Source organism: Ruminococcus sporogenes, assembly GCF_054655175.1.
The window spans coordinates 81,951-107,448 of the sequence record NZ_BAAHOA010000002.1 but is presented as its reverse complement, the minus strand read 5'-3'; the positions used below and the strand labels follow the sequence as shown (position 1 = coordinate 107,448).

The window sequence follows — 25,498 nt, the reverse complement described above, 5'->3', positions numbered from 1 at the left end:
GATTATATACAATATAGCCTTAATACAGCATAAATCACATTTCTTTTATTATATCACTCAAATGTCGCAAGGTCAACTGTTTTAAAGCCTTTTCCAACAATTTGTCAAATAGTCGAATTTAATATATATTTTTATAAGCTAAAATAAACAAGTAAGAAAAGTAAAAATTATCCATTATTACTAAATTTAAAAATTAATTTATATCGTAACAATAAAATTTATATATTAAAACGCCGATTATACTTAGTATAATCGGCGTTTATTCTTTTATTCAAAAGATAAATCTGACACAATATCAAAATTATTATTCAAAAGAAGCCAATTTGGACGAAAGCCTCTCATAAGATTCCAGTAGCCAGCTCCGCGAAGACCGTATTCCTTAATAAGATCAAACTTTGCCTGTATGCTTCTTACATCCTCAAACCACACTTCTCTCTCAGTTCCGTTTTTTATATAATGAAAATTCGGCGCCTGTGAAACGCTGTCATAATCTATAACAGCTCCGTTCTCTCTTGCTATATCAACCGCCTGAATGTTTCCGATAGTATCAGCCCTTGTTACACCTCTTCCATACGGCAACGGCCAATCATATCCGTAATTTGGAATACCAAGATTAATTTTATTAACTGGTATTTCTGTAACCGCATAATCAACTATACTTCTAACCTGCGGCAACGGTGCAACCGCCATAGGGGGGCCATAGGTATACCCCCATTCATATGTCATAAGCAATACATGATCCGCTGCTTCTCCAAGCCCTCTGTAATCTATACCTTCATATAATAATCCCCGCTGATCGACAGAAATCTTCGGCGGAAGAGCTACAGATACCGTTCTTCCGATAGAATGCATTTCTCCTGCTAACCTTCGTGTAAATTCAACATAAGCGTTTCTGTCCTGCGGAAGTACAAATTCAAAATCAAGGTCTATACCGTCGTATCCCTTAGCCTGAACAGCATTAACCAGCTCCGCTATTACATTATTCTGAACCTGTTTATTTTTCAATAGAATATTTACAAGCTCGTTACTGAAATTTCCCTGTTCGTTCAGCGAGGTAAGTACAAGAATCGGTTTAACTCCAAACTCCTTCGCACGCCTGATCAGCAATTCATCATCGGCATAAATAAGATTTCCCTGATTTGTAAAACCATATGAAAATATATATAATTCCGTAAGAAACGGCAAAGTTTCAGTTAAAATGTTCTGATCTATAAAGGTATATGCATAACCTCCGGAATACAAAGCGGAAATTTTAGTCTGACCTTTATAGCTTATTACTATCGGCTGACCAGGCTGAATATAAACACTGCCCAAAAGAAATGGATTGTTTCGTATAAGCTGCTTTAAAGATATTCCAAAGGCGTCTGCAATTGAATATATAGAATCTCCTGAAACGGTGGTATAAAGAATTTCCGGTTCTAATATAAGCAGAGCCTGCCCCGTTACAAGATCGTCAGGCGTTTCAAGCTGATTATCATAAATAAGTCTGCTTACCGGAATATTGTACCTCGCCGCAATAGAATATGACGTATCGGCAGTTGAAACTATATGTATCTGCATAAATGCTCTCCTTGTATATCAGTTATAATTAATATTACAGAGAATTTTAATTGTTTATTATATTTATACTATTTAAATTGTTGTTTTATGTCAGTATACCAAAGCTATAATTCACTTATTTTCCCAGTTAATTTGTATTACTACATATGCTATATACTTATGAAATGAAGGGAGTATTTATTCTTGAGCTGATAGAATTGTTTTAATCCGGAGCGTCGGAATGCAGGCATGTTCTGTATATTACAGATAAAGACGTCGCAGTTTTCTGCGATGATTTTCCCAGTAATGCCAAAACATACACTGCAAAGCTGCGGTCATCGCTAAATCATGACATAGCAAAAAGCATTTAAAAATATGCTAAACAAAAAGAGACTGCACATTTACATGCGCAGTCTTTTCCTTTATAAATTATAATTAAGAATAAGCCTTCTTAGCAGAATAAGGTCAAAAGTATTTACATATCCGTCAGTATTCAAATCAGCTCGCATATATTGATTTTTCTTCAGTTCAGTTTTTCTGCAAAGATACTGCTGAAGAAGTACGGCGTCGGCAACATTAACCTTACTGTCAATATTTATATCACCGTATAGCCCGGAATCAGTTCCGCCTTCCGGTTCTGTTCCCCAAACAAGCTCTCCGTCCTGATATGCTGTTATTTTTTCTGTAAGAGTATAGGTTTCCTCTATAAGACCTTCCCGACTATAATCATCTGACGGATCCCAATGCGTAGTATAATTTGAATCCATATCGGCTATAAGTCCGAAATGGAACGCCCTCGTACCGTAAAACGAACAGCCGTCCCAGCTTATTTCAACATAATAGGTTCCCTTATCGTCCCATTTGACCGGCTGGGATATAGTCGCAAAGGATTTTCCGTCACTGTCCGCATTTTCCTGGTCATAATAAATATCCACCGTAACATCGTCTACCGACTGCCCCGCATTTATCAGCTCATTAACATTAAAGAAATATTTTGCGCTGAGCGTATCAATATATCTCGGCGGTATTGAGGTATCGTTGCAAATAGATATTTCTATCTGTGAACGTGCGTCATTTTCCTGCATAACGCGAGCCTGAATATATACTTCGTTGATTTCTCCTTTAATTGATTCTTCCGAGGGCGGAAAATTTTCAACCGGCTTGTTTCCCATTTTTTTACCGTAATACTCATATAATCCGGCGCATGCCCCTGTAAACGCGGCATTATAGTCGACGGCTACCTCATTGTAAATAAAATCCTTAGTTTCATCTATGTGAAAATCATCCTCATCGGGTCCCCCTACCAATGCTCCCCAAAGCACATGAGTCTGATCAAGCGGATCATCCATATTAAGCGTCTTTGATCCGTGAGCAGCACGATGATGAGGATGTGAAGCAGCATTATCAGAATATCCGACTATATAGGCTCTATTCATAGGATTATCACCCATTATATATTCCATCTGGCCCTCTGCCCAGTCGGCAAATTTCATATCTCCGGTTTCCTTGGCATAAACAAGAGCGCATAGCTGCGCCGCAGTATCATATCTGCATGAACCGTAATTATTAAGCATTGAAAATCCGGCCGGAGTTTTGCTTAAAAAAGCTCCGTCAGTAGGATCTGCTGTCATTGCAGATTCGGGATCGTATTCAAGATTCCAAAGCGTATCGTCGGGACCTCCGGGATATGCATGCTCTATACCGGACCAGTATTCAAGATTCCATCGGAAAATATACCAGTCCCGAGCGGTATTTGTAATAGGAGCAAGCTTGGCGAAAACTCCGCCCCAAACAGTATCCCAGCAGTGTACCCATATATTCTGCCAGCAATTTCCCGTATCGGAAATTATTCTTTTCATATAGCCTGTATACGGATGAGCGCCCATATCGTTTGAAACGCTTTCATCTACAGAGATTATATCATTGATATAATCATATCTGCCCGTGCATTCATAAAGCCAAACGGCCGCCCATGCAAGCTCGTCATAATCATAGCTTGACGTATAAAAGCCTCCATCATAGCCCAGACTCGTCACCGTAAGACCATCGGTTTCAGAATGAGTTCTAATAGCAAATTCATAAAGCTTGATTGCCGCATTAAGGCATTCGGCCGCATATTCGGGCTCTGTATCCCTGAAATTCAGATAATTAACGGCTAAGGACGCAGACACGCCGGCGCACATATCAGATGCAGGAGTTTCCTCAGTAGCAAAATAAGCCGGTCTTGCAAAATTAAGGAGACTTTCATTCTGAAGCTCCGGTGCGTTCCAATAATTATGATCTATATTGCCTTCTCCCACCTGATAGCAGAATGCAAGAACATCCCCGTTCTCGTCAAAATATGTGCATTTAAGATAATAATCATTAAACCAATGAAGAATATCTTCAACATGCCATTGCTGACCGGAATCTGCATATGCGTCCCTGAATTCATAATATCCCCAGCCGACGGTAGACGCAGCATAGCTTCCCGGCAGACAGAATTTAACATGATCTCCCGCGTCGTGCATTCCTCCTGAAACGTCGATAGTTCCGTTTCCGTCAGGATCAAGTATTTTACGGTGTTCGTTTATAAATTCCTGAGAAAGATTCGTACCCTTAAAATCTTCCCCCATAGGAATAAGCGGAACCTCGGCGTCTTCAGTATGACAATCGCCCCTCCACTCAAGATTTCCTCCTGTTATTCCAGAACCGCATTTATTTGCGTCGTAAAAATAAAGCGATAACTGGAGAGCCTTTGCAAAGTTTACATCAACAGCCGAATCAGCAATATCTGCCGTAATTTCCGCCGCAGACGGAAGAACAAACGACATGCATATTATCGAAAAACATACTGCGGCCGATATAATTCGCTTGATTAAATGTCTTTTTTTCAAAAATACCGCGTCCTTTCGTCATAATTAAAACGTCTTTATAGCTTATACCGTTTATATGAATTTAACAAAACTATATTTATATGTTAACATTTTTCTGTAAAAAAATAAAGTACTTTTTTCAAATTTAAATATATTTGTGAATAATTACTTAAAATCATATAATTATATTGTTTGTTTTTTATAATAATTCTTTCAAAACGCTTTTCGGCGCTTTATACAAATAATTTCCTAAATCCATTAAAATCATTGACATAATTATACTGCCGTGTTATCATTTAATTGAATACTATTTGTGAAGGAGAGGGAAATATGAAACTATCTTTTTATAAAAGAATTATCGTATCCATTATGACCGCCGCCGTTATCATGATAGGCTCATCAGGAATATCTGCCGGCGCGGCTCCGGATGAATACCACGACGACTGGCTTCATGTAAACGAGAACGCCGAAATTGTCGATATGTACGGAAATCCCGTATGGATAACAGGCTGCAACTGGTTTGGATTTAACGTGGGAAGTCAAGTATTTGACGGCGTGTGGTCACAGAATATGCACAGCATGCTCTCACAGATTGCCGATCACGGATTCAATTTTTTAAGGGTACCCATGTCAACTGAAATACTGCTACAGTGGAAAAACGGAGATCCTGATCCCGCAACGCCTAAGGTAAACGAATACACTAACCCTGAACTAACCATTGAAAAGGTTCAGGGCGGAACCGTCATGTATAGCTTCGATATATGGAATCAGGCAGTTGAATGGTGCCGCGAGCTTGGCATCAAGATAATGATAGATATACACAGTGCGGAAACCGCTTCTGCTGGTCATCAGGTAAGTTTATGGTATACTGACAAATTCAGCGCAGAGGACTGGTGCGAAGCTCTTGAATGGTTTGCGGATTATTACAAGGACGACGATACAATACTTGCTATTGATCTTAAAAATGAGCCTCATGGTACGGCCGATGTTCCCTCGCTTATGGCGAAATGGGACGATACCGAGGATCCGAACAACTGGAAGCATGCTGCTGAAACCTGTGCCGCACGAGTTTTGAACAAAAATCCTAATCTTCTTATAATGGTTGAGGGAACTGAGGTTTATCCCAAGGAGGGATATGACTGGACTGCTCCGAGAATCGATTATACGACAATGACGGAATTCTATCACGGAACATGGTGGGGAGGAAATTTCAGAGGAGCAAAGAAATATCCTATAAATCTGGGCGAACATCAGAGCCAGCTTGTATATTCTCCTCACGATTACGGTCCCTTAGTATACGATCAGAAATGGTTTTATGACGGCTTTACTAAAGAAACGCTGCTTGAGGACTGCTGGTATGATAACTGGTTCTTTCTCCAGGACGAAGGGACAGCTCCTTTGCTTATGGGAGAATGGGGTGGTTTTATGGACGGCGGTAAAAACGAAGCATGGATGACTTATCTACGCGATTTCATGATCGAAAACAGAATACATCATACATTCTGGTGCTTTAACGAAAACTCAGGCGATACGGGCGGTCTCGTTTACGATAATTTCGGAAAATGGGACGAAGAAAAATATGCTCTGGTAAAACCGTCGCTGTGGCAGAATGAAAGCGGTAAATTTATAAGTCTTGATCATACGATACCGCTTGGCGAAAACGGAATATCCCTATCAGAATATTATTCCGATTCTACAGATCCGACGATTCCCTCGTTTGTTTTAGGAGATGTAAACGAAGATTCAAAGGTAAACATCTTTGATTCCGTATTGATTAGAAAGTATTTATTAACAGGAGAAGCTGAAATAAATTATGATAACGCCGATATGAACGATGACGGTACTATAAACGTTGCTGATCTGGTTATGCTGAACAGCTTTCTGATTTCTTGAGCGATCTTATAGCATTTTGGAATAAAATTTATATTTTAGCCGTTTTATAATTGACATATGACGGAAACTGTGATAGAATGAAAAAGAATGAGGTGTGTTTATGCCAAGACCGCAAAAGAAAAGGTTTGTTTGCCGTTTACCACAAACTGAAAAATTCTTTCCGTCCAAAATTACAAATACAGATTATGTTAAAATGACAGTCGATGAATATGAAGCAATAAGACTGATTGATCTTCAAAACTGCACACAGGAGGAATGCTCGTCACAGATGCATGTTTCCCGTACAACAGTTCAAAGCATTTATAATGAAGCGCGGAGAAAAATAGCAGACACGATAGTAAACAGTAAAATACTTTTAATTTCCGGAGGAGATTATATTACATGCAGCCGTTATAATAAGCAATGCAAAACAGGCTGCAAAAAATATTGTCATAAACACCAATGTTCCAAAAAAGCTTTGGAGGATAAATAAATGAAAATTGCAGTAACCTATGAAAATGGTCAGATTTTTCAGCATTTCGGACACACGGCTCAATTTAAACTCTATGAAATTGAGAACGAAAAAATACTCGGCTCCAGCATTATTGATACAAACGGAAGCGGTCATGGAGCGCTTGCCGGTTTTCTGGTTTCAAATAATGTCAGCGTATTAATCTGCGGCGGAATCGGCGGCGGAGCAAAACAAGCGCTTGAAGAAGCCGGTATTAAGCTTTTCGGAGGAGTAACCGGAAACGCAGATGAGGCTGTAAATTCATATCTCTCAGGAAATCTCGGATATGACCCGAATGTGCACTGTAGCCATCATGAACAGGAGCACGGAGGTGAATCCCACACCTGCGGAGCTCACGGCTGCGGAAGTCATAAGTGCGATAATAAATAAAACAACGGCAGACACTTTACGTGTCTGCCGTTGTTAATTTACCATATCCTTGTTTATTCTTTAGCTGTATAAAATATGATTGAATCCATGCTCTGCCATATTGCTGAAAGATAGCCAATTCCTCTGCTTGCTCCGGTTATAAAGCGCATCTGTCCTTAATACTATTCATTTTTAATATCCTTTTTTGCCTTTTCAAGCATTTCTATTACTTTGTCGCACCAAACATCAAATTCTTTGTCCTCAACTTGACACTCTCTATGAGAAAGTACATAATCCACAGTCTGTTTTATTCCCGTTTCCGCTCTTACAACAGCCTTAAATTCCGGTACGGCATTTTTAAGCTTTGTATTGTCAAAAACAACAGAATTTGATTTATCACCTGTAAGACTTCCGTTAAAATCATAATCGCCGACCGCGTCTAAAAATTCAGACGCAACATAATACGGTTTTAGCTCAACCCTCAAAGCATCCGCTATAATCTTATATATCTGATTCCATGTAAGGGTTTCATCAGAGGTTATCTGAAACGCTTCTCCGACAGCATGCGGATTTCCGATAAGCCCGATAAAGCCCTCAGCAAAATCCGTATTATGGGTAACAGTCCAAAGCGAGGTACCGTCGCCTTGTATTATCACGGGTTTTCCCTCAAGCATACGCTTTAAAACCTGCCAGCTTCCATTTTTTCCATGAACGCCCACCGGTACAGAACGATTTCCATAGGTATGGCTGGGACGAATTATTGTTACAGGAAAATCATTTTCACGATGCATTTTCATAAGAAAATCCTCACAGGCTATTTTATCTCTTGAATATTTCCAGTAAGGATTGGCAAGCGCCGTGCCTTCCGTTATTCTGTAATCTAAAACCGGCTTATGATAGGCAGAAGCCGAACTGATAAAAATATACTGTTTGGTTTTTCCGCTGAAAAGCCTGAAATCCCGTTCTGTCTGTTCGGGCGTAAAGGCTATAAAATCGCATACAGCATCAAAGAAGCTGTTTCCAAGCTTTTTAGCCGTATCTGATTCGTTATTTATATCAGCTTGAATACAACGCGCGTTTTCAGGAAGTTCTATGTTCCTTGTACCCCTATTTAACAGATAAAGCTCGCAGCCCTGTTCAGCAAGTCTTTTCGATACGGCTGAGCTGATAGTTCCAGTTCCTCCAATAAGCAATACTTTCATTATATTTACCTTTCAATTATAGTTTTGCCTTTGCGGCTATACGAAAAATTTCCGTAACGTCCCCGGAAGAAAGAGAAACGAAGCCTCCCGTTTTTCCTTCGCCTAATCCCAGCTTTTCCACCATTAAAGGAATGTCCTCCTCTTTGGCGCCGAGTTCATCAAAATTAATCGGCATTCCTATGTCATGTAAAAATCTTCTGAACGCTTTTATTCCCTGGACAGCCGTTTCCTCCGGATTTTCAAAGTTCATTTCACAGCCCCAAACTCTTGTCGCCGCTTGAGCGAATCTCATAATATTATGTCTATAAACAAATTCCATCCATGCAGGCATAATCACTGCAAGTCCGGCGCCGTGAGCACAGTCATATAGTCCCGAAAGCTCATGCTCTATGGCATGGCTGTTCCAATCCTGACTTCTTCCTACTCCGACAATGTCATTGTGAGCTACGGTTCCCGCCCACATGATATTTGCTCTTGCTTCATAATTATCCGGCTGATTCATTACTCTTGGAATTTCCTTTATCATTGTAAGAAGCACAGCTTCGCATAATCTGTCAGTTATTTCAACTTCTTTAGTATTAGTAAAATACCGTTCAAATACATGAGCCATAATATCGGAGGCTCCGCATGCCGTCTGATATGCCGGAAGCGTAAACGTAAGCTCAGGATTAAGTATCGAAAATTTCGGTCTCAGGCAATCCGCACCTGTATCGCGCTTTAGCATTCCGTCTTCCTTGGTAATAACGGACGCACCGGAAGCTTCGCTGCCAGCCGCCGCTATCGTAAGCACTGTTCCAATCGGAACTGCTCTTTCAACCGGCTTATCCGTACCATAAAAGTCCCAAAAATCCCCGTTATAACAGACGCCTGCCGCAATGCCTTTAGCGCTGTCAATACAGGAACCGCCTCCTACTGAAAGTATAAAATCAATATTTTCGCTTCTGCAAAGCTCTATACCCTCATAAACCTTGGTATCACGTGGATTAGGCTTAACTCCTCCAAGCTCGGCATACGGTATATTTTCCGACTCCAGCGACTTTTTTATTCTTCCGATCAATCCCGACCTTACTGCCGATCCTGAACCGTAATGAATAAGTACCTTAGTACCGCCGTATTTTTTCACATACTTCCCGCATTCGTTTTCTCTTCCCTTGCCAAAAACAAATTCTGTGGGACTATAAAAATTAAAGTTATCCATAATAATCTCCAATCCTCCGCCCGCGGCATATATAATCGCCAACATAAGCATACGGTTTCTTTACCGCTATTTTACCATTATTTTTAAATGAAATCAATAGTATTTTCCAATTTTTTTATATGCACAGGTTTTAAAGCGAAACGGAGCGCCATGAAAAAAACGCTCCGTTTCAATTTACAGAAACTTTCTTAAATTAGAGGAAAGATCTTCTTCAATACTAATCAGCTTTTTAGCAAGCTTTTTTGATTTTTCATCTGCCGCTTTATATTGGTTTAAATATTTAAAAAGCGATTTAACACCCATATTACATCCGTCCGTTATTAAATCTGCTACAACATTATCCGATTCATTTACAGCTAATTTTACGTTTGTTTTCATCCAAGACATACCCTTTGCCATTGCTCCGGGATCCTTTCCGTCGTCATGATAATCATTCAAAAGCTCTAAAAGCTCATTTTTTAATTCTTCATTGTCCTTCATGCCGTTTTGAAGTACTTTTTTCAACTCTTCATTCTTTACATATTTCATAACCTCGTCAATTGCAGATATTCCCATTTTTATACCTGCGTCGCACTCCCGAAGCAACCTTATGGTATCCTGTTCAATCATAATAAGTCTCCTTTGATTTTTTAATATCTTTAATAATTTTGCCTGTTTATATAAAAATATTCTAAACCGAATATAAATTTATTGCTTAACGCTTTAATCCTATTAAATAATATTTTTATTAAAGATGTTTTTTTATTGAAAAACTGTATAAAATATGATATAATTATTAATATGTTTGCCAATAAATCTGACTATATTATGGCGGAAATGGAGATATATATGGACAAGCCGGAAATCCTTGAAAAAATTAAGAAGCTCTCTGAAGAAATTGAAAGACATAACAGAAATTATTATATTTTGGATAATCCCCAGATTTCAGATTTTGAATTTGATTCAATGATGCGGGAACTGATAAAGCTTGAATCAGAAAATCCCGAATTTGCTCTTGAAACCTCCCCCACTAAGCGTGTAGGCGGAGATGTATTGACTTCTTTTAATAAAATAGAACATAAGGTTCAGATGGCCAGCCTTCAGGACGTTTTTTCATTTGAGGAAGTTGAAGCTTTTATAAACAGATGCAAAGAACAGCTTGATTCTCCGGTATTCGTTGTAGAGCCTAAAATTGACGGTTTATCCGTATCGCTTGAATATGAAAACGGAATTTTTAAAACTGGATCTACGCGAGGAAACGGTTTTGTCGGAGAAGATGTAACAGAAAATATTATGACAATAAGATCCGTTCCGTTAAAGCTTAAATATCCTCTTGAACTCATAGAAGTAAGAGGCGAAGTATATATGCCTAAAAAAAGCTTTAACGAGCTTGTAGAAATTCAAGAGCTTCATGATGAACAGCCCTTTAAAAATCCAAGAAACGCGGCAGCCGGCTCATTAAGGCAAAAGGATTCAAAAATTACTGCAAAACGTAAGCTTGATATTTTTGTATTCAATTTACAGCAGATTGACGGAGCGAAAATAACATCTCATAAACAGTCGCTGGATTATATGGCAGAGCTTGGATTTAAGGTTATTCCGGGGTATAGACAGTGCAGAACATATGAAGAAATAACGGAGGAAATCAAAAAAATCGGAGAAATGAGAAACAAATATTCCTTCGATATTGACGGAGTTGTTATAAAGGTAGATAATTTTGAGCAGCGCAGAAAAATGGGAGAAACGGCTAAATACCCTAAATGGGCCGCCGCATATAAATATCCGCCTGAGGAAAAGGAAACCAAGCTGCTGAGCATTGAGGTTAACGTGGGAAGGACAGGCGCTATTACTCCGGTCGCCTTGTTCGAGCCTATCATTTTGGCCGGTACAAGCGTTTCAAGGGCAGTACTTCATAATCAGCAGTTTATTGACGAAAAGGACATAAGAATTGGAGATACCATACTGGTAAGAAAAGCAGGAGAAATTATTCCGGAGGTTATTCGTTCTGTCAGCCATTCGGAGGATTCGGCTCCGTTTCATTTACCTGATGTATGTCCCGTATGCGGCGCTCTTGCCGTCAGATATGACGATGAAAGCGTTTTGCGATGCCCTAACACGGATTGCCCGGCTCAGCTCTTAAAAAATATAATACATTTTGCATCAAAGGACGCTATGAATATCGACGGTCTTGGTCCCGCAATTATAACTGTACTTTTGGAAAAGGGACTTATTAAATCAGTCGCAGACCTTTATACTCTAAAAAAGGAACGGCTTATCGAGCTTGACCGTTTTGCTGAAAAATCCGCAGATAATCTCATTAACGCAATAGAGGCTTCAAAAAATAATAATCTTGACCGGCTTATATTTGCGCTTGGTATAAAAAATATAGGCTCTAAAGCTGCAAAATTATTATGTGAAAAATTTTCAGATATTAACGGCATAATAAATGCGTCTACCGAGGAAATAAGTCAGATTGACGGCTTCGGAGATATTATGGCGCAGAATGTTGAAAAGGCATTTAAGGAGCCTCACCTGATTGAAATTATTAACCGTTTTAAAAGTTACGGCATTAATATGTCTTATAAATCCTCGTCGGATAACGGGGATAAACGACTTAACGGCAAAACGTTTGTGCTTACCGGTACTCTTCCCACAATGAAAAGACGTGACGCTCAGGAGCTAATCGAAAAATCAGGCGGTAAGGTTTCGTCTTCAGTTTCCAAAAAAACCGACTATGTCGTTGCCGGTGACGACGCCGGAAGCAAGCTTATAAAGGCACGGCAGCTCGGAATAAGAGTAATAAGCGAACAGGAGCTTATTGATATAACTAAATAAAAAGGATGGTAGTTATGAAAATTGATATCAAACACACAGCCAAGCTTTCCAGATTAAAAATCGAAGACAGCAGGCTTGAAAAATTCGAAAAGGATATGGAAATGATCGTCAATATGGTAGACAATATGCCTGATATTGACGGTCCGCTCACTCTCCTTGACGAAGAAAACCCAATGACTCTAAGAGAAGATATAGCTGTAACGAATAAATTCAAACGCGAGGAACTATTGTCAAATGCGCCGGAGGTTCAGGCAGGCTGTCTTGTAGTTCCTAAAACTGTAGAATAATAAAGGAGTTAAAAGCTATGAAGTTATATGAAAAAAACGCGGCGGAGCTTTCTGAAATGCTCAGAAGCAAGAAATGCAGCGCTGCTGAAATATGCGACGACGTTTTGGAACGTATTCATGAAACCGAAGATAAAATAGGAGCCTATGTGACGTTATGCGAGAAAACCGCAAAAGAAAACGCCGCCGCAGTCGATAAGGCTCTGGCTTCCGGAGAAAGCCTTCACCCGCTTGCAGGAATACCGATAGGTATTAAAGATAATATCTCAACAAAGGGAATCAGAACTACATGTTCATCAAAAATGCTTGAAAACTATATACCGCCGTTTAACGCTACTGTTATGGACAAAATAAATGAAGCGAAGATGACGGTACTGGGCAAAATGAATATGGATGAATTTGCTATGGGATCTTCAACAGAAACATCTTATATGCATCTGACAAAAAATCCTTATAATACCGACTGCGTTCCAGGCGGCTCTTCAGGCGGTTCCGCAGCAGCTATATCCTCCGGAGAAGCTATACTTACCTTAGGCTCCGATACCGGCGGATCTATAAGGCAGCCTGCCGCTCTCTGCGGAACAGTCGGTATGAAACCGACATATGGAAGCGTTTCAAGATACGGTCTTGTCGCGTTTGCCTCATCTCTTGACCAGATAGGACCTCTCGGAAAATCCGTTAAGGATATCGCGATGCTCCAAAGTCTTATCTGCGGTCATGATAGACGCGACGCCACTTCAAAAAATATAGAATATCCTGATTATTCAGCAAAACTAAGGAACAATTTAAACGGACTTAAAATCGGAGTTCCCAAAGAATATTTCGGAGAAGGCATAGATTCTGAGGTTAAGGATGCCGTTATGAAGGCTATTAAGGAAATGGAAGCAAACGGCGCTGAAATAAAAGAAATTTCACTTCCAAGCACTAAATATGCAATTAATACTTATTATATAATCGCCTCGGCAGAGGCTTCATCGAATCTGGCAAGATTTGATGGAGTTAAGTATGGCTTCAGAGCAGAAAATTACGAAGGACTTATAGATATGTATGAAAAAACCAGAAGCGAGGGCTTTGGAGACGAGGTAAAAAGAAGAATAATGCTTGGTACATTCGTTCTTAGTTCAGGTTATTTTGACGCATATTATAAAAAGGCTAAGCGTGTTCAGAAAAGAATAAGCCAAGAATTCGACGAAGCGTTTAAGGAATGTAATATAATTGCAACCCCGACTGTTCCCTCCTCCGCTTTCAAAATAGGTGAAAATATCGGAGATCCTATAAAAATGTATTATAACGACGTATGCACTGTAACAGTTAATATCGCCGGTCTCCCCGCTATCAGTCTGCCATGCGGAAAAGACAGCAGATCAATGCCAATGGGATTACAGCTTATCGGCGGCAAGTTCAGCGAACAGCAGCTTTTAAATGCTGCATACGGATATGAACAGCTATGCGGCGGCTTCGACGTAATTTCAAAGACGCTTTAAGGGAGGTTTAAAATGAAGGATTATGAAATAGTTATCGGACTTGAAGTACATGCAGAATTAAACACTGAATCAAAAATTTTCTGCGACTGTAAAAACGCTTTCGGACTTGAAGTAAATACACAGGTTTGCCCGGTATGCATGGGAATGCCGGGAACACTTCCCACTCTTAATGAAAAAGTAGTCGATTACGCAATAAAAATGGGACATGCATTAAACTGCACTATAAATAATATCTGCAAGCAGGACAGAAAGAATTACTTTTACCCCGATCTACCTAAAGCTTACCAAATTTCACAGGCTGATGTGCCGCTGTGTGAAAACGGCAGTGTTGAATTTATGGTGAACGGTGAAACGAAAACAGTCGGAATAACAAGAATTCATATTGAAGAAGACGCTGGCAAGCTTTTGCATGACGAAGCATTTTCAGGTTCCCTTGTGGATCTTAACAGATGCGGAGTTCCGCTAATTGAAATAGTTTCCGAACCGGATATAAGAAGCTCCGCCGAAGCAAAGGCTTATCTTGAAACAATAAAATCCATACTTCAATATATAGGAATTTCGGACTGTAAAATGCAGGAAGGATCAATAAGATGCGACGTAAACGTATCTGTCAGAGAAAAAGGAGCTGCAGAATTCGGAACAAGGTCTGAAATGAAAAATGTCAACAGCTTCAGCGCCGCAGTCAGAGGCATTGAATACGAGGCAAAGCGCCAGATAGAATTATTAGAAAGCGGCGGTACTGTCGTTCAGGAAACAAGAAGATGGGATGATCCAAAGGGAATGAGCTTTCCTATGCGTTCAAAAGAAGACGCCCAGGATTACAGATATTTTCCGGAACCGGATTTACTGACAATAGTCGTCGACAAGGAAAGAATCAAGGCTCTAAAGGAACAGATTCCCGAACTGCCGAATATAAAAATAAAGAGGTATGTCAGCGATTATTCCTTATCCCAAATTGACGCTACTTTAATTGCAGAGGATATGGAAAAATCATCTTTATTTGACTTATGCTGTTCAATGAATAAATGCAAGCCCAAAAGCATAAGCAACTGGATACTTGGAGATATTTCAAAATATACTAATGAAACCGGAAAATTAATATCTGAAACTAATTTAACCGCCGATAAATTATGCTCGCTAATAGAAAAAATAGAAAAGGGCGTAATCTCAAATTCTGCCGGTAAAACTGTGTTTGAAGAATTAATGAAAAATAACGGAGATATTGACAGCATTATTAATGAAAAGGGACTTGCTCAGAATTCTGATTCTGATTTTATAGAAAAGCTTGTTAAGGAAGTTTTTGCAGAAAATGAAAAATCTATAAACGATTATAAAAATGGTAAAACTAATGCACTTGGATATTTAGTCGGTCAGTGCATGAAGGCATCTAAGGGTAAGGCAAATCCGGGAATAGTCAAGGATACTGTTACAAAAATGCTTCAGTTATAATGTCATAATAATAAAGGCGCTTTTACATAATGTAAAAACGCCTTTTTTACAAATTCAACCGCTTTTAATATCACGACTTCGTTTATAAAAGATTATTGAAATTAAAACTGTAACAGCTTCAGCTAAAGGAACAGCAAACCATATACCGATCTTGCCAATTAAAGCAGGCAAAATAAATAATACTATACCGCTTAAAACTATTCCCCTTATAACACAAATTATCAGGGACAAAAGAGGCTTAACAATTGACTGCAAATAATTCTGCATAAAAATATTAGCCCCCATAAATAAAAAAGCTGAAAAATATATCATTATTGCTTTCTTGGCATTAAACATATCACTTTCGGAAAGCTTTACAAAAATATTGGCAATTCTTTCAGGTATAATAAATCCGGCAATCGTAAACGCGGCGCCCACAATTATTGATGTTATTACGCCAAGTCTAAATACCTTTTTGATTCTGTCATATTTACCTGCTCCATAATTCATGGCAGTAATGGGCTGAGCAGCCTGTGAAACGCCGTTAAACAACGATACCGCCGTCAAAGACGTATTTGAAATAATGCTGTAAATAGTTATTCCTATAACGCCGTAATATTTAAGAAGCTGAATATTAAACAAAAATATCAAAACGCTTGAAGCAATATCCGTCAAGAAAACCGGAAATCCGGATTTTATAACGTCCGCAAATAATCGCAGTTGCAGATTCTTCAAAGAAAGCTTCAGCGAATTATTCCTTGCAAAAAAGTGAGTACATAATACCGCCACATTAACAACAAGTCCTATGACAGAAGCTAAGGAAGCTCCAAACATACCCATATTAAGAGGATACATAAATATATAGTCCAATATTATATTCAGTATACCTCCGCATAATGAGCCTGCCATAGCAGTCTTAGGGGCTTTGTCATTTCTTAAAAAAGCCTGAATCATGCTTGAAAATATAAAAAAAGGGATTCCTGGTATAACCGGCTTCATATAATCCTTTATATAACTGATTGTTACATCCGAAGCTCCCAGAAAACGCATAACAGGATTAAAAAATACGATTAATATAAACATATAAACTAACGCTATGAAGATACCCGATATTACCGCCGTTGTAAAATATTTCTTTTGAGCGTTCTGCTCATTTCGGCCCAAAGCAACGGACATTAAAACAGAACCGCCTATACCGAGCAGATTACCTGTGCCAAAGAATATCATAATAGGCGGAAATACAATATTCAGACCTGCAAGAGCGTCCGCACCAATTCTGTTGCCGATCATTATAGTATCAACAAGTATATAAATTGAAGTAACCATAGTAGCCAGAACGGCAGGAATAAGATAATGCATAAAAGCCTTTCTTACAGGCTCTTTTGTTAAATCTATATTTTTCATTAAACCTCCAAAAAAAATAAGGCGGTAATATTCCGCCTTATTTTAATCCTTAAAACTACTTAATAATTGACTTGCCGGTCATCTCTTCAGGCTGTTCAAGCCCCATAACCTTAAGCATTGTAGGAGCTATATCGGCAAGTACTCCGCCTTCTCTAAGCTCGCAGTCAAGACCGACAACGATAAACGGTACCGGATTGGTTGTATGGGCAGTAAACGGCGAGCCGTCTGATTCATACATCTTGTCGGCATTTCCGTGATCAGCCGTTATAAATGCGACTCCGCCTTTAGATAAAACAGCCTCAACTGTTCTTCCGACACACTCGTCAACCGCTTCAACGGCCGCTTTTGCCGCGTCAAATACACCGGTATGTCCAACCATATCACAGTTTGCATAATTTAAAATAATAGCGTCATATTTATTACTGTTTATTGCGTCCACAACAGCGTCGGTAACCTCGTAAGCGCTCATTTCCGGTTTCATGTCAAATGTTTCAACATCAGGAGATTTTATAAGTATCCTATCTTCACCGTCAAATGTTTTTTCCTCACCGCCGTTGAAAAAAAACGTTACATGAGCATATTTCTGAGTTTCAGCTATTCTAAGCTGAGTTCTGCCCATTTTACTGATATATTCTCCGAATGTCATGTTCAATGATTCCGGAGGAAATGCAACTGAAACATTAGGCATTGTAGCGTCGTATTGAGCCATACACACGAAGTTAAGCGGAAAAAATCCCTTTTTACGTTCAAATCCGCTGAAGCCTTCCTCAACAAACGCTCTTGTAATCTGTCTGGCACGGTCAGGACGGAAATTAAAGAATACTACGCTGTCATTCTCGCTGATCATACCGTTTTTATCACATACCGTAGGGAGCATAAATTCATCGGTAACTCCGTTTTCATATGAATCCTCAATCGCCTTAACCGGATCACCGCATTCAACACCATTTCCCAAAACCATAGCATTGTATGCTTTTTCAACTCTATCCCAGGCATTATCTCTGTCCATTGCATAAAAACGCCCCATTATGGTAGCGACAGAACCAATTCCCAGCTCGCTCATTTTAGAGCATGCTTCTCTCATATATTCTGCGGCTGAGGACGGAGGAACATCACGCCCGTCCAGAAAAGCATGAACATACACCTTTTCAATTCCGTTTTTCTTAGCCATTTCAATTAATCCGTAAAGATGCTCCATGTGGCTGTGAACGCCGCCTGGAGAAAGAAGTCCCATAAGATGCAGTGAAGAATTTTTTTCTATGCAGTTTTCCATTGCTGATTTCAAAGCAGCATTCTCAAAAAAATCTCCGTCCTTTATGGATTTTGAAATTTTGACAAGCATCTGATATACTATTCGGCCGGCGCCTATATTTGTGTGTCCGACTTCTGAATTTCCCATTTGACCGTCCGGCAGTCCTACATCAAGACCGCTTGCTCCGATATAAGTATGGGACCCCTGCATATACCTATCAATATTAGGTTTCTTTGCCGCGGCTATTGCATTTCCGTAATCGTCAGCGTTATAGCCAAAGCCATCCATTATAATTAAAGCAACAGGTTTTTTACACATAAACTTGACCTTTCCAATAAACTGTTATAGCAACAGAAGATTTATAATCTTATCCGAATTATATTATCAGCAGATTTTTATTTATTATCCTTCAACAGCCGCCTGAACGATTGTATTAAAATCAGCCGCTTTAAGTGACGCGCCTCCGATGAGTCCGCCGTCAACGTTAGGCTTTGAAAGAAGCTCTGCCGCGTTGCCGGCATTCATTGATCCGCCGTACTGAATTGTTATAGCGTCTGCAGTTGCCTGGTCATATATCTTAGCAAGCGTCGAACGAATAAATCCGCAAACCTCTTCCGCCTGATCCGCAGTGGCGGTTTTGCCTGTACCGATAGCCCAGACCGGCTCATAGGCGATAACAGTCTTTTTAACGTCCTCGGCAGAAACATCATACAAATCCAGCTTAATCTGACGTGCAATTACTTCTTCAGTAATATTGCATTCGCGTTCCCAAAGAAGCTCTCCAACGCAGACAATAGGCTTAAGACCTGCTGCTAAAGCAGCCTTTGTCCTCTTATTAACAGTTTCGTCCGTTTCTCCGAAATACTGTCTTCTTTCCGAATGTCCGATAACAACATATTCCACACCAAGTTCAACCAGCATATCGGCTGAGATTTCACCCGTATAGGCTCCGCTCTTTTCAAAGTGTACGTTTTCCGCACCGATCTTGACATTTGAACCTGACGTCGTATTAATTGCTGTTTCAAGATTTGTAAAAGGAACGCAGGCAATAACTTCAACCTTACCGTCAGCATTGGCAACCAAAGGCTTAATAGCTTCAAGAAGCTCCTTAGCCTCAGGTCTTGTTTTATTCATTTTCCAGTTACCGGCAATAATTGCCTTTCTTAAAGATTTATTCATATTAACTACTCCTTAATCAAATGTTTGTTTCACAATAAGGAGAACAAGGAAATATCCTCGTTCTCCGGATTAGATATTATTTATCTGCAATTACAGCAACGCCGGGAAGCGTCTTGCCTTCAAGATATTCAAGCGAAGCTCCGCCGCCTGTTGAGATATGACTCATTTTATCAGCGAAACCAAGCTGCATAACAGCCGCCGCAGAATCGCCGCCGCCGATTATTGTAGTAGCGTCTGTTTCAGCAAGAGCCTTGGCAACGGCAATTGTACCCTTAGCAAGCACAGGGTTTTCAAATACGCCCATAGGACCGTTCCAAACAACTGTCTTGGCAGATTTAGCAGCTTCAGCAAAAATCTCCTGGGTTTTAGGTCCGATATCCAAGCCCATTTTATCAGCAGGAATATTTTTTGATTCAACATATTCTACAGAAATTTCAGCGTCTATAGGTTCCGGAAATGAAACGGATACGGCAGTGTCAACCGGAAGAAGAAGCTTCTTGCCGAGAGATTCAGCCTTTGCCATCATTTCCTTGCAATAATCAACCTTTTCAAGATCAACAAGTGAAGTGCCTACTTCATAGCCCTTAGCTTTAAGGAAGGTATAAGCCATACCTCCGCCGATAATCAGGGTATCGCACTTTTCAAGAAGATTAGAGATAACATTGAGCTTATCTGCAACCTTTGCTCCGCCGAGTATAGCCACAAACGGTCTTTCAGGCACCTCAACCGCATTTCCGAGATACTGGATTTCCTTTTGCATTAAATAACCCACAGCAGTTTCAGAAACAAATTTTGTAACTCCCGCTGTAGAAGCATGAGCTCTGTGAGCAGAACCAAAAGCGTCCATAACAAATACTTCGTTATCGACGAGGTCTGCCAATTCCTTAGCAAAAGCCTCCCCGTTCTTTGTTTCTTCAGCGCCGCGGAATCTTGTATTCTGAAGAACAACAATTTCACCGTTATTCATTTCAGCTATTGTTTTCTTAGCTGTTTCGCCGGTTACTGTATCGTCTCCGACAAACGTAACCTTAGCGTCAACAAGTTCACCAAGTCTTTTAGCTGCCGGCTCAAGTGAAAACTTAGCCTCAGGACCGTTCTTAGGCTTACCGAGATGTGAGCAAAGAACAACCTTTCCTCCGTCGGCTACGAGCTTCTTGATTGTAGGAAGAGCCGCCTGTATCCTGTTATCGTTTGTTATAACTCCATCCTTAAGAGGAACATTGAAGTCGACTCTGACTAAAACCTTTTTGCCGTTAACGTTAATGTCGTCAATTGAAACCTTGTTTAAACCTGCCATGTTATCCTAAACATCCTTTCATTTATATACATATACAATCCAAGGCTGTTATAATTTTAACAACCATTTATATTTTACACTATTTCCCTTTAATTTGCAAGCTTTTTTTAGTATATTGAAAAATTTCTATTTCTGAATGCCGCGTATTATAAATCCAACAACATTATGACCGGCGTTACATGCGACTGCCGCCCCTATCTGCACGGTATATTCCGGAGGATAACCGAACTTTCTTGTCATTTCAGCAGCAAGCTCGTCTGTCAAGGCAGATTCGCTTCCCTTAACCATAATATAAGGCGTTTTAGGCGTCATAGATCTTTCGGCGTCGGCAAGCAGCTTAGAAACAATATTTTTTTCTCCTCTGATTTTCTCAATAACAGTTGAAACCCCTCCGGCAATCTTAATAAGCGGACGCAACCCCAGCAATTCGCCTGCAAAAGCCGCAGCGGCAGTCACTCTACCCGATTTCTTTACATATTTAAGAGTCATAGGAACAAAATGTACTTCAGCACAATCAAACCATTCCTTAAGATAATCAATAATCTCGTCAGGAGTTTCCCCCTTCTGAGCCTTCAGAGCCGCCTGCATAACAGGATAACCGTAAACTCCGGTATAGTTCTTTGAATCTACAACATAAATCCTCATGCTGCTGCCGGATTCCTTTATCTCCTTTTTAAACTCATCGGCTGCGGAAAGCGCGTTTTTATAAGTGGCTGAGCCCGTAGATGAAATGGTAACATAAATAACATCCGTCCAGCCCTCCTTATAAAGTTCCTTGTAAACCTCAAGTATTTCATATGGGGTAAGCTGCGACGTTGTAGGCATCTCTTTGGCGTTATCCATCATATTATAAAATTCTTCATTTGTAAAATCAATTCTTTCCCTGTAAGCAGTTCCGTCTACAATGACTGGAAAGGACATGATCTTTATACCAAGCCTTTTTTCATCCTCTTTAGAAATATCACAAGCCGAATCCGTTATAATTTTAATCTTCTGCATTATATCCCACCTTTCTGATTCCAGCTATATTGCGTCAGGCGTCCTTCTTTTGAAAGATCCGGAAAATTCCATTGCCTTAATACTTCATATACGGCAATTGCTACTGAATTAGATAAATTAAGGCTTCTCAGATTATTTCTCATTGGAATTCTGACGCAGCGTTTTTCGTTCTCAAATAATATTTTTTCATCTATCCCTTTATCTTCCCTGCCAAAAATAATATAAGCATTATCGGGATATTCAACTTCGCTGTAAACGCTTCTTCCTTTAGTTGTAAAATAATAATAGTTACCGTTATTCTGCTCATAAAATTCTGAAATATTATCATAATAACTGATATTAAGCTTATCCCAATAATCAAGACCGGCTCTTTTTAAATTTTTATCTGTTATTTCAAATCCGAACGGTCTAATAAGGTGAAGCCTTGCGCCGGTAACAGCACAGGTTCGAGCTATATTTCCCGTATTTTGAGGTATCTGCGGTTCAATAAGAACAATATTTAAATTTTTCATAAACTCACCATAATATATTATATCAGAAATCAAAAAAAATTTCAACAATATTGAAAAATTTGGAACGCAGCAGCTATGTATTTTATCAAATCCTTTATGCATAATACCATTGTAAGCAAAAAATTCAGCGCTATAGCTGATAAGAAAAATAAAATGGAGAAGATTCAAATGGAAACTAAAGCTATGATAAAAGGCATGGCTGCCGGCGCGGTGGTCGGAACGGCATGCTATATGATTTCAAAATCACCGGACAGAAAAAAGAAACAGCTTAAAAGGAATACCGGTAAAGCAGTAAAGGCCTTTGCTTCTGTTGCCGATTGCTTTTCGTCAATGTTTTAACCAAAGAAATACAGGAGGAGTACGTGGGAAAGCTATATTTTTACATTCTTGGCTTGATAACCGGTCTTGCTAACGGTCTTTTCGGCTCTGGCGGCGGTATAATCGCCGTGCCGATGCTCAAAAAATCCGGTATAACAACTAAAGAATCCCACGCCACCTCGCTTGCCTTAACACTTCCGTTAAGCATTGTAAGCTGTTTTTTCTATATAAGAAACAGCGATAAAATACTGCCGGATTCGCTCCGGTTAATTCCTTTCGGACTTGCCGGAGCGATAATAGGCGGTATAATAATGAAAAAAATCGCACCAAAATATCTAAAAAAGGCGTTCGGAATAATACTTATAATTTCCGGATTAAGGTTATTTATAAAATGAATTTCTGGATTCTTGCCGCAGCATTTTTAACCGGCATATTCGCTTCTCTCGGTCTTGGCGGAGGCATGATACTGATACTGTATATGACCATATTTGCCGGTTACACTCAGCTTGACGCTCAAGGTATAAATTTAATTTTCTTTATTCCCATAGCCCTGCTTTCTGTTATAATTCACACTAAAAGCAAGCTGGTTAAATGGAAAAAAATAATACCGTCCGTTATTTGCGGAATTATAACAGCAGTTATAGGCTGTATTATAGCCAAGAATATTGGAAACGAATATTTGACCAAAATATTTGCGGTTTTTGTTCTGCTAACCGGTATAAAGGAGCTGTTTACCAAGGTTAGAGATTAAAATTCGGCTATGCCTTTACCGCTGTTTTTCCTGTATCCCATGTAGCTTTCAAGTATAATAGTAGCCGCTACTGCGTCAACAACCGCTTTTCTCTTTTTGCCTCTGGTATTTGTTGTATTTAAATAATTATGCGCCGAAACGGTGGTACAGCGTTCGTCCCAAAGCTCAACCGGCACATTTGCAGACTCTTTCAGTTTTTCTGAAAACAAAACGCATTTTTCAGCTCTTTCGCCTATTGTGCCGTTCATATTTTTAGGATAGCCTACAACCGCGATATCCGCTTTATTTTCCGCTATTATTTCAGCGGTTTTTTTTATGCATTCATCAAAATCCTTCTCATTAATAACGCATAACGGCGAAGCCAGCATCTCTGTTTTATCACACATTGCAATTCCGGTCCTTGAATCGCCGAAATCAACAGCTATAATTTTCATAAGCTATTTTTCACTCCCGCCATACGCTTACTGCGCCTATAATATCCTTTATATCGGAAATACCATGGCTGTTAAGAAACTCGTTGATTTCTTCTATTATCCTGACAGGCGCATAGGGATCTGTAAAAATCGCCGCGCCTATCTGAACGGCCGAGGCGCCTGCCATCATCATTTCTATGGCGTCAGCTCCCGATGATATACCTCCCATGCCTATTACCGGAATATTTACAGCACCGGAAGTCTGCCATACCATTCTGACCGCCACCGGTAATACAGCCGGTCCCGACATACCGCCCATATTATTTCTTAGTATAGGGCGACGCGTATTGATATCTATCCTCATGCCTAAGAGCGTATTTATAAGAGATACGGCGTCCGCCCCCTCGGCTTCAACGGACTTAGCAATATCTGCAATACTGGTAACATTCGGAGACAATTTAACAATCAGCGGCTTATCGGTAGCTTTTCTTACAAGCCGTGTAACAGAGGCAGCTCCGTCGCAGGTTGCGCCGAACGCCATTCCCCCCTGCCTTACGTTAGGACAGGATATATTAAGCTCAATCATATGAACGTCTGTATTGTCGAGCTTTGCGGCAATTTCAGCGCATTCCTCAGCAGTTGAGCCGGCGATATTTGCGATTATTACCGTGTTCTTTGACATAAGATTAGGAAGCTCATCTGAAATAAATTTATCTATTCCCGGATTCTGGAGTCCGACGGAATTGAGCATACCGGACGGTGTTTCGGCTATTCTGGGAGACGGATTGCCGTTTCTTTTGGTTATTGTGGTTCCCTTAGTAGCTATACCGCCAAGCTTTGATAAAGGAAAAAGTTCTTCATATTCCCGGCCGTATCCGAAAACTCCGGAAGCCGGTATAACAGGATTTTTAAAATCTACTCCGCAGATATTAACAGATAAATCAGCCATTACCAAATAACCTCCTTCGAATTAAATACAGGTCCGTTTTTACATACGTGAGCAAAATGCTCTTCTCCGTCTTTTCTTGTTTTGCAGGCGCAAACCAAGCACGCTCCTATTCCGCAGCCCATTCTTTCCTCTAAGGATACCTCGCAGAATACTCCCGAATTCTCTGCAATCTCTGAAATTCTTTTAAGCATCGGCGCCGGACCGCAGGCATATATTGCGTCGGCGTTTCCTTCTTTCAGCAATTCGGCAAGAGGTTCGGTAACCAGGCACTTTCTGCCTGTAGAGCCGTCGTCGGTACATAATATCGTTTCTGCTCCGGCGGCTTTGAAATCCCTCTGCAATATTACAGCTTCCGCACTTCTGAAACCGGAAATAACAGTCGTTCTTTCACCGTATATTTTAGCAAGCGGCAGCATAGGAGGCGTTCCTATTCCTCCTCCAACAAGTATTATCTTTTTAAAGCTATTATCAATAGTAAAGCCGTGACCGAGAGGCGCAAGCATATCAATAAGCTCTCCCTCGTTAAGCTTTGCGATTTCCTTAGTCCCATCGCCCTTAGTTATAAATACAATTCGAAGCGTTCCGCTTTTTTTGTCAATATCGCATATAGATATCGGTCGCCTTAATGTGAAGCCGGGCGGAAGAATGTGAACAAATTGTCCCGGGCAGGCAATTTCCGTTATTTCCGGACACTTTATATCTATGCTGAATATATCCTTCGCAAGCGCGCGTTTGCCTGCTATCTGATATTTTCCCTGTGTATATTTCATAAGCTTTCCTTTCTTAATAAAAATTATATTACAGTTATGCCAATTATAATCGTTTCCGTGTCGGCGTTATTCCAAACGGAATGAGTAATTAAACGCTT

General features: G+C 39.9%; 22 protein-coding genes and 1 pseudogene. 9 read left to right on the top strand and 14 right to left on the bottom strand.

The genetic code is table 11. The features are described from left to right. Positions 1–267: 267 nt before the first annotated feature. Both ACYQ0N_RS06805 and ACYQ0N_RS06800 read right to left on the bottom strand, forming a co-directional pair. Positions 268–1,560: a glycosyl hydrolase family 18 protein gene (locus ACYQ0N_RS06805; protein WP_177531306.1), complete on the bottom strand. Its 1,293-nt coding sequence runs from the start codon at positions 1,558–1,560 to the stop codon at positions 268–270. A 401-nt stretch (positions 1,561–1,961) separates the two neighbouring features. Then, positions 1,962–4,415 (bottom strand): glycoside hydrolase family 9 protein, encoded by a 2,454-nt coding sequence (locus ACYQ0N_RS06800; RefSeq protein WP_460162266.1) that lies wholly within the window; start codon positions 4,413–4,415, stop codon positions 1,962–1,964. A gap of 309 nt (positions 4,416–4,724) precedes the next feature. On the opposite strand from ACYQ0N_RS06800, the gene ACYQ0N_RS06795 reads away from it, so the two are divergent. The 3 genes from ACYQ0N_RS06795 (at position 4,725) to ACYQ0N_RS06785 (ending at position 7,167) form a co-directional block, all read left to right on the top strand. Next, entirely contained in the window at positions 4,725–6,287 is a 1,563-nt protein-coding gene (locus tag ACYQ0N_RS06795) for a cellulase family glycosylhydrolase (RefSeq protein WP_460162265.1), read from the top strand. A gap of 100 nt (positions 6,288–6,387) precedes the next feature. After that, entirely contained in the window at positions 6,388–6,759 is a 372-nt protein-coding gene (locus tag ACYQ0N_RS06790; RefSeq protein WP_460162264.1) for a DUF134 domain-containing protein, read from the top strand. Next, complete coding sequence (locus ACYQ0N_RS06785; protein ID WP_460162263.1) at positions 6,760–7,167, top strand: NifB/NifX family molybdenum-iron cluster-binding protein; 408 nt, start codon at positions 6,760–6,762, stop codon at positions 7,165–7,167. 161 nt (positions 7,168–7,328) lie between these two features. On the opposite strand, the gene ACYQ0N_RS06780 is transcribed toward ACYQ0N_RS06785, so the two are convergent. From ACYQ0N_RS06780 to ACYQ0N_RS06770, 3 genes are all read right to left on the bottom strand, one after another. After that, positions 7,329–8,348 carry an SDR family oxidoreductase gene (locus ACYQ0N_RS06780; protein ID WP_460162262.1) on the bottom strand — a complete coding sequence of 340 codons (1,020 nt, stop codon included), beginning with the start codon at positions 8,346–8,348 and terminating at the stop codon, positions 7,329–7,331. Positions 8,349–8,364: 16 nt separating this feature from the next. Continuing rightward, positions 8,365–9,546, bottom strand: a complete 1,182-nt coding sequence (locus tag ACYQ0N_RS06775) for an iron-containing alcohol dehydrogenase (protein ID WP_460162261.1) — start codon at positions 9,544–9,546, stop codon at positions 8,365–8,367. 174 nt (positions 9,547–9,720) lie between these two features. After that, positions 9,721–10,155 carry a hypothetical protein gene (locus ACYQ0N_RS06770; RefSeq protein WP_460162260.1) on the bottom strand — a complete coding sequence of 145 codons (435 nt, stop codon included), beginning with the start codon at positions 10,153–10,155 and terminating at the stop codon, positions 9,721–9,723. Between the two features lie 219 nt (positions 10,156–10,374). Between ACYQ0N_RS06770 and ligA the strand changes: the two genes are divergently transcribed. The 4 genes from ligA to gatB are packed head-to-tail and all read left to right on the top strand — an operon-like array spanning position 10,375 to position 15,577. Next, positions 10,375–12,360 (top strand): NAD-dependent DNA ligase LigA, encoded by a 1,986-nt coding sequence (gene ligA, locus ACYQ0N_RS06765; RefSeq protein WP_460162259.1) that lies wholly within the window; start codon positions 10,375–10,377, stop codon positions 12,358–12,360. Positions 12,361–12,374: 14 nt separating this feature from the next. Then, entirely contained in the window at positions 12,375–12,647 is a 273-nt protein-coding gene (gatC, locus tag ACYQ0N_RS06760) for an Asp-tRNA(Asn)/Glu-tRNA(Gln) amidotransferase subunit GatC (protein ID WP_460162258.1), read from the top strand. A 17-nt stretch (positions 12,648–12,664) separates the two neighbouring features. Continuing rightward, positions 12,665–14,128 carry an Asp-tRNA(Asn)/Glu-tRNA(Gln) amidotransferase subunit GatA gene (gatA, locus tag ACYQ0N_RS06755; protein ID WP_460162257.1) on the top strand — a complete coding sequence of 488 codons (1,464 nt, stop codon included), beginning with the start codon at positions 12,665–12,667 and terminating at the stop codon, positions 14,126–14,128. 12 nt (positions 14,129–14,140) lie between these two features. Further along, positions 14,141–15,577 (top strand): Asp-tRNA(Asn)/Glu-tRNA(Gln) amidotransferase subunit GatB, encoded by a 1,437-nt coding sequence (gene gatB, locus ACYQ0N_RS06750; protein ID WP_177531298.1) that lies wholly within the window; start codon positions 14,141–14,143, stop codon positions 15,575–15,577. A gap of 54 nt (positions 15,578–15,631) precedes the next feature. On the opposite strand, the gene ACYQ0N_RS06745 is transcribed toward gatB, so the two are convergent. The 6 genes from ACYQ0N_RS06745 to ACYQ0N_RS06720 form a co-directional block, all read right to left on the bottom strand. Beyond that, the gene (locus ACYQ0N_RS06745; RefSeq protein WP_460162256.1) at positions 15,632–16,960 is read right to left on the bottom strand and encodes an MATE family efflux transporter; all 1,329 of its coding nucleotides are present in this window, start codon (positions 16,958–16,960) and stop codon (positions 15,632–15,634) included. A 55-nt stretch (positions 16,961–17,015) separates the two neighbouring features. Continuing rightward, the gene (gene gpmI / locus ACYQ0N_RS06740) at positions 17,016–18,530 is read right to left on the bottom strand and encodes a 2,3-bisphosphoglycerate-independent phosphoglycerate mutase (protein ID WP_460162255.1); all 1,515 of its coding nucleotides are present in this window, start codon (positions 18,528–18,530) and stop codon (positions 17,016–17,018) included. 84 nt (positions 18,531–18,614) lie between these two features. Beyond that, positions 18,615–19,391, bottom strand: a complete 777-nt coding sequence (tpiA, locus tag ACYQ0N_RS06735; RefSeq protein WP_460162254.1) for a triose-phosphate isomerase — start codon at positions 19,389–19,391, stop codon at positions 18,615–18,617. 76 nt (positions 19,392–19,467) lie between these two features. After that, positions 19,468–20,688, bottom strand: a complete 1,221-nt coding sequence (locus tag ACYQ0N_RS06730; protein WP_177531294.1) for a phosphoglycerate kinase — start codon at positions 20,686–20,688, stop codon at positions 19,468–19,470. A gap of 126 nt (positions 20,689–20,814) precedes the next feature. Then, positions 20,815–21,687, bottom strand: a complete 873-nt coding sequence (locus ACYQ0N_RS06725) for a DegV family protein (protein ID WP_460162253.1) — start codon at positions 21,685–21,687, stop codon at positions 20,815–20,817. Beyond that, positions 21,687–22,199: a tRNA (cytidine(34)-2'-O)-methyltransferase gene (locus ACYQ0N_RS06720; RefSeq protein WP_177531292.1), complete on the bottom strand. Its 513-nt coding sequence runs from the start codon at positions 22,197–22,199 to the stop codon at positions 21,687–21,689. The genes ACYQ0N_RS06725 and ACYQ0N_RS06720 overlap by 1 nt, the downstream gene beginning before the upstream one ends. Positions 22,200–22,367: 168 nt before the next feature. Here ACYQ0N_RS06720 and ACYQ0N_RS06715 point away from each other — a divergent pair, with 168 nt between their 5' ends. Both ACYQ0N_RS06715 and ACYQ0N_RS15465 read left to right on the top strand, forming a co-directional pair. Continuing rightward, on the top strand, positions 22,368–22,538 hold the full coding sequence (locus tag ACYQ0N_RS06715; protein WP_177531291.1) for a hypothetical protein: 171 nt from the start codon (positions 22,368–22,370) through the stop codon (positions 22,536–22,538). Between the two features lie 23 nt (positions 22,539–22,561). Next, positions 22,562–23,268: pseudogene (locus tag ACYQ0N_RS15465) on the top strand (sulfite exporter TauE/SafE family protein). Here the strand turns inward: ACYQ0N_RS15465 and ruvX are convergent. From ruvX to ACYQ0N_RS06690, 3 genes are read right to left on the bottom strand one after another with little or no spacing between them, the layout of a single operon-like run. After that, positions 23,265–23,702 (bottom strand): Holliday junction resolvase RuvX, encoded by a 438-nt coding sequence (gene ruvX / locus ACYQ0N_RS06700; RefSeq protein ID WP_177531288.1) that lies wholly within the window; start codon positions 23,700–23,702, stop codon positions 23,265–23,267. The pseudogene ACYQ0N_RS15465 and the gene ruvX sit on opposite strands and share 4 nt — an antisense overlap. A gap of 10 nt (positions 23,703–23,712) precedes the next feature. Further along, positions 23,713–24,630, bottom strand: a complete 918-nt coding sequence (locus tag ACYQ0N_RS06695) for a dihydroorotate dehydrogenase (protein ID WP_177531287.1) — start codon at positions 24,628–24,630, stop codon at positions 23,713–23,715. Continuing rightward, positions 24,630–25,400: a dihydroorotate dehydrogenase electron transfer subunit gene (locus ACYQ0N_RS06690; RefSeq protein WP_177531286.1), complete on the bottom strand. Its 771-nt coding sequence runs from the start codon at positions 25,398–25,400 to the stop codon at positions 24,630–24,632. Before ACYQ0N_RS06690 ends, ACYQ0N_RS06695 begins: the two co-directional genes overlap by 1 nt. Between the last annotated feature and the right edge of the window lie 98 nt (positions 25,401–25,498).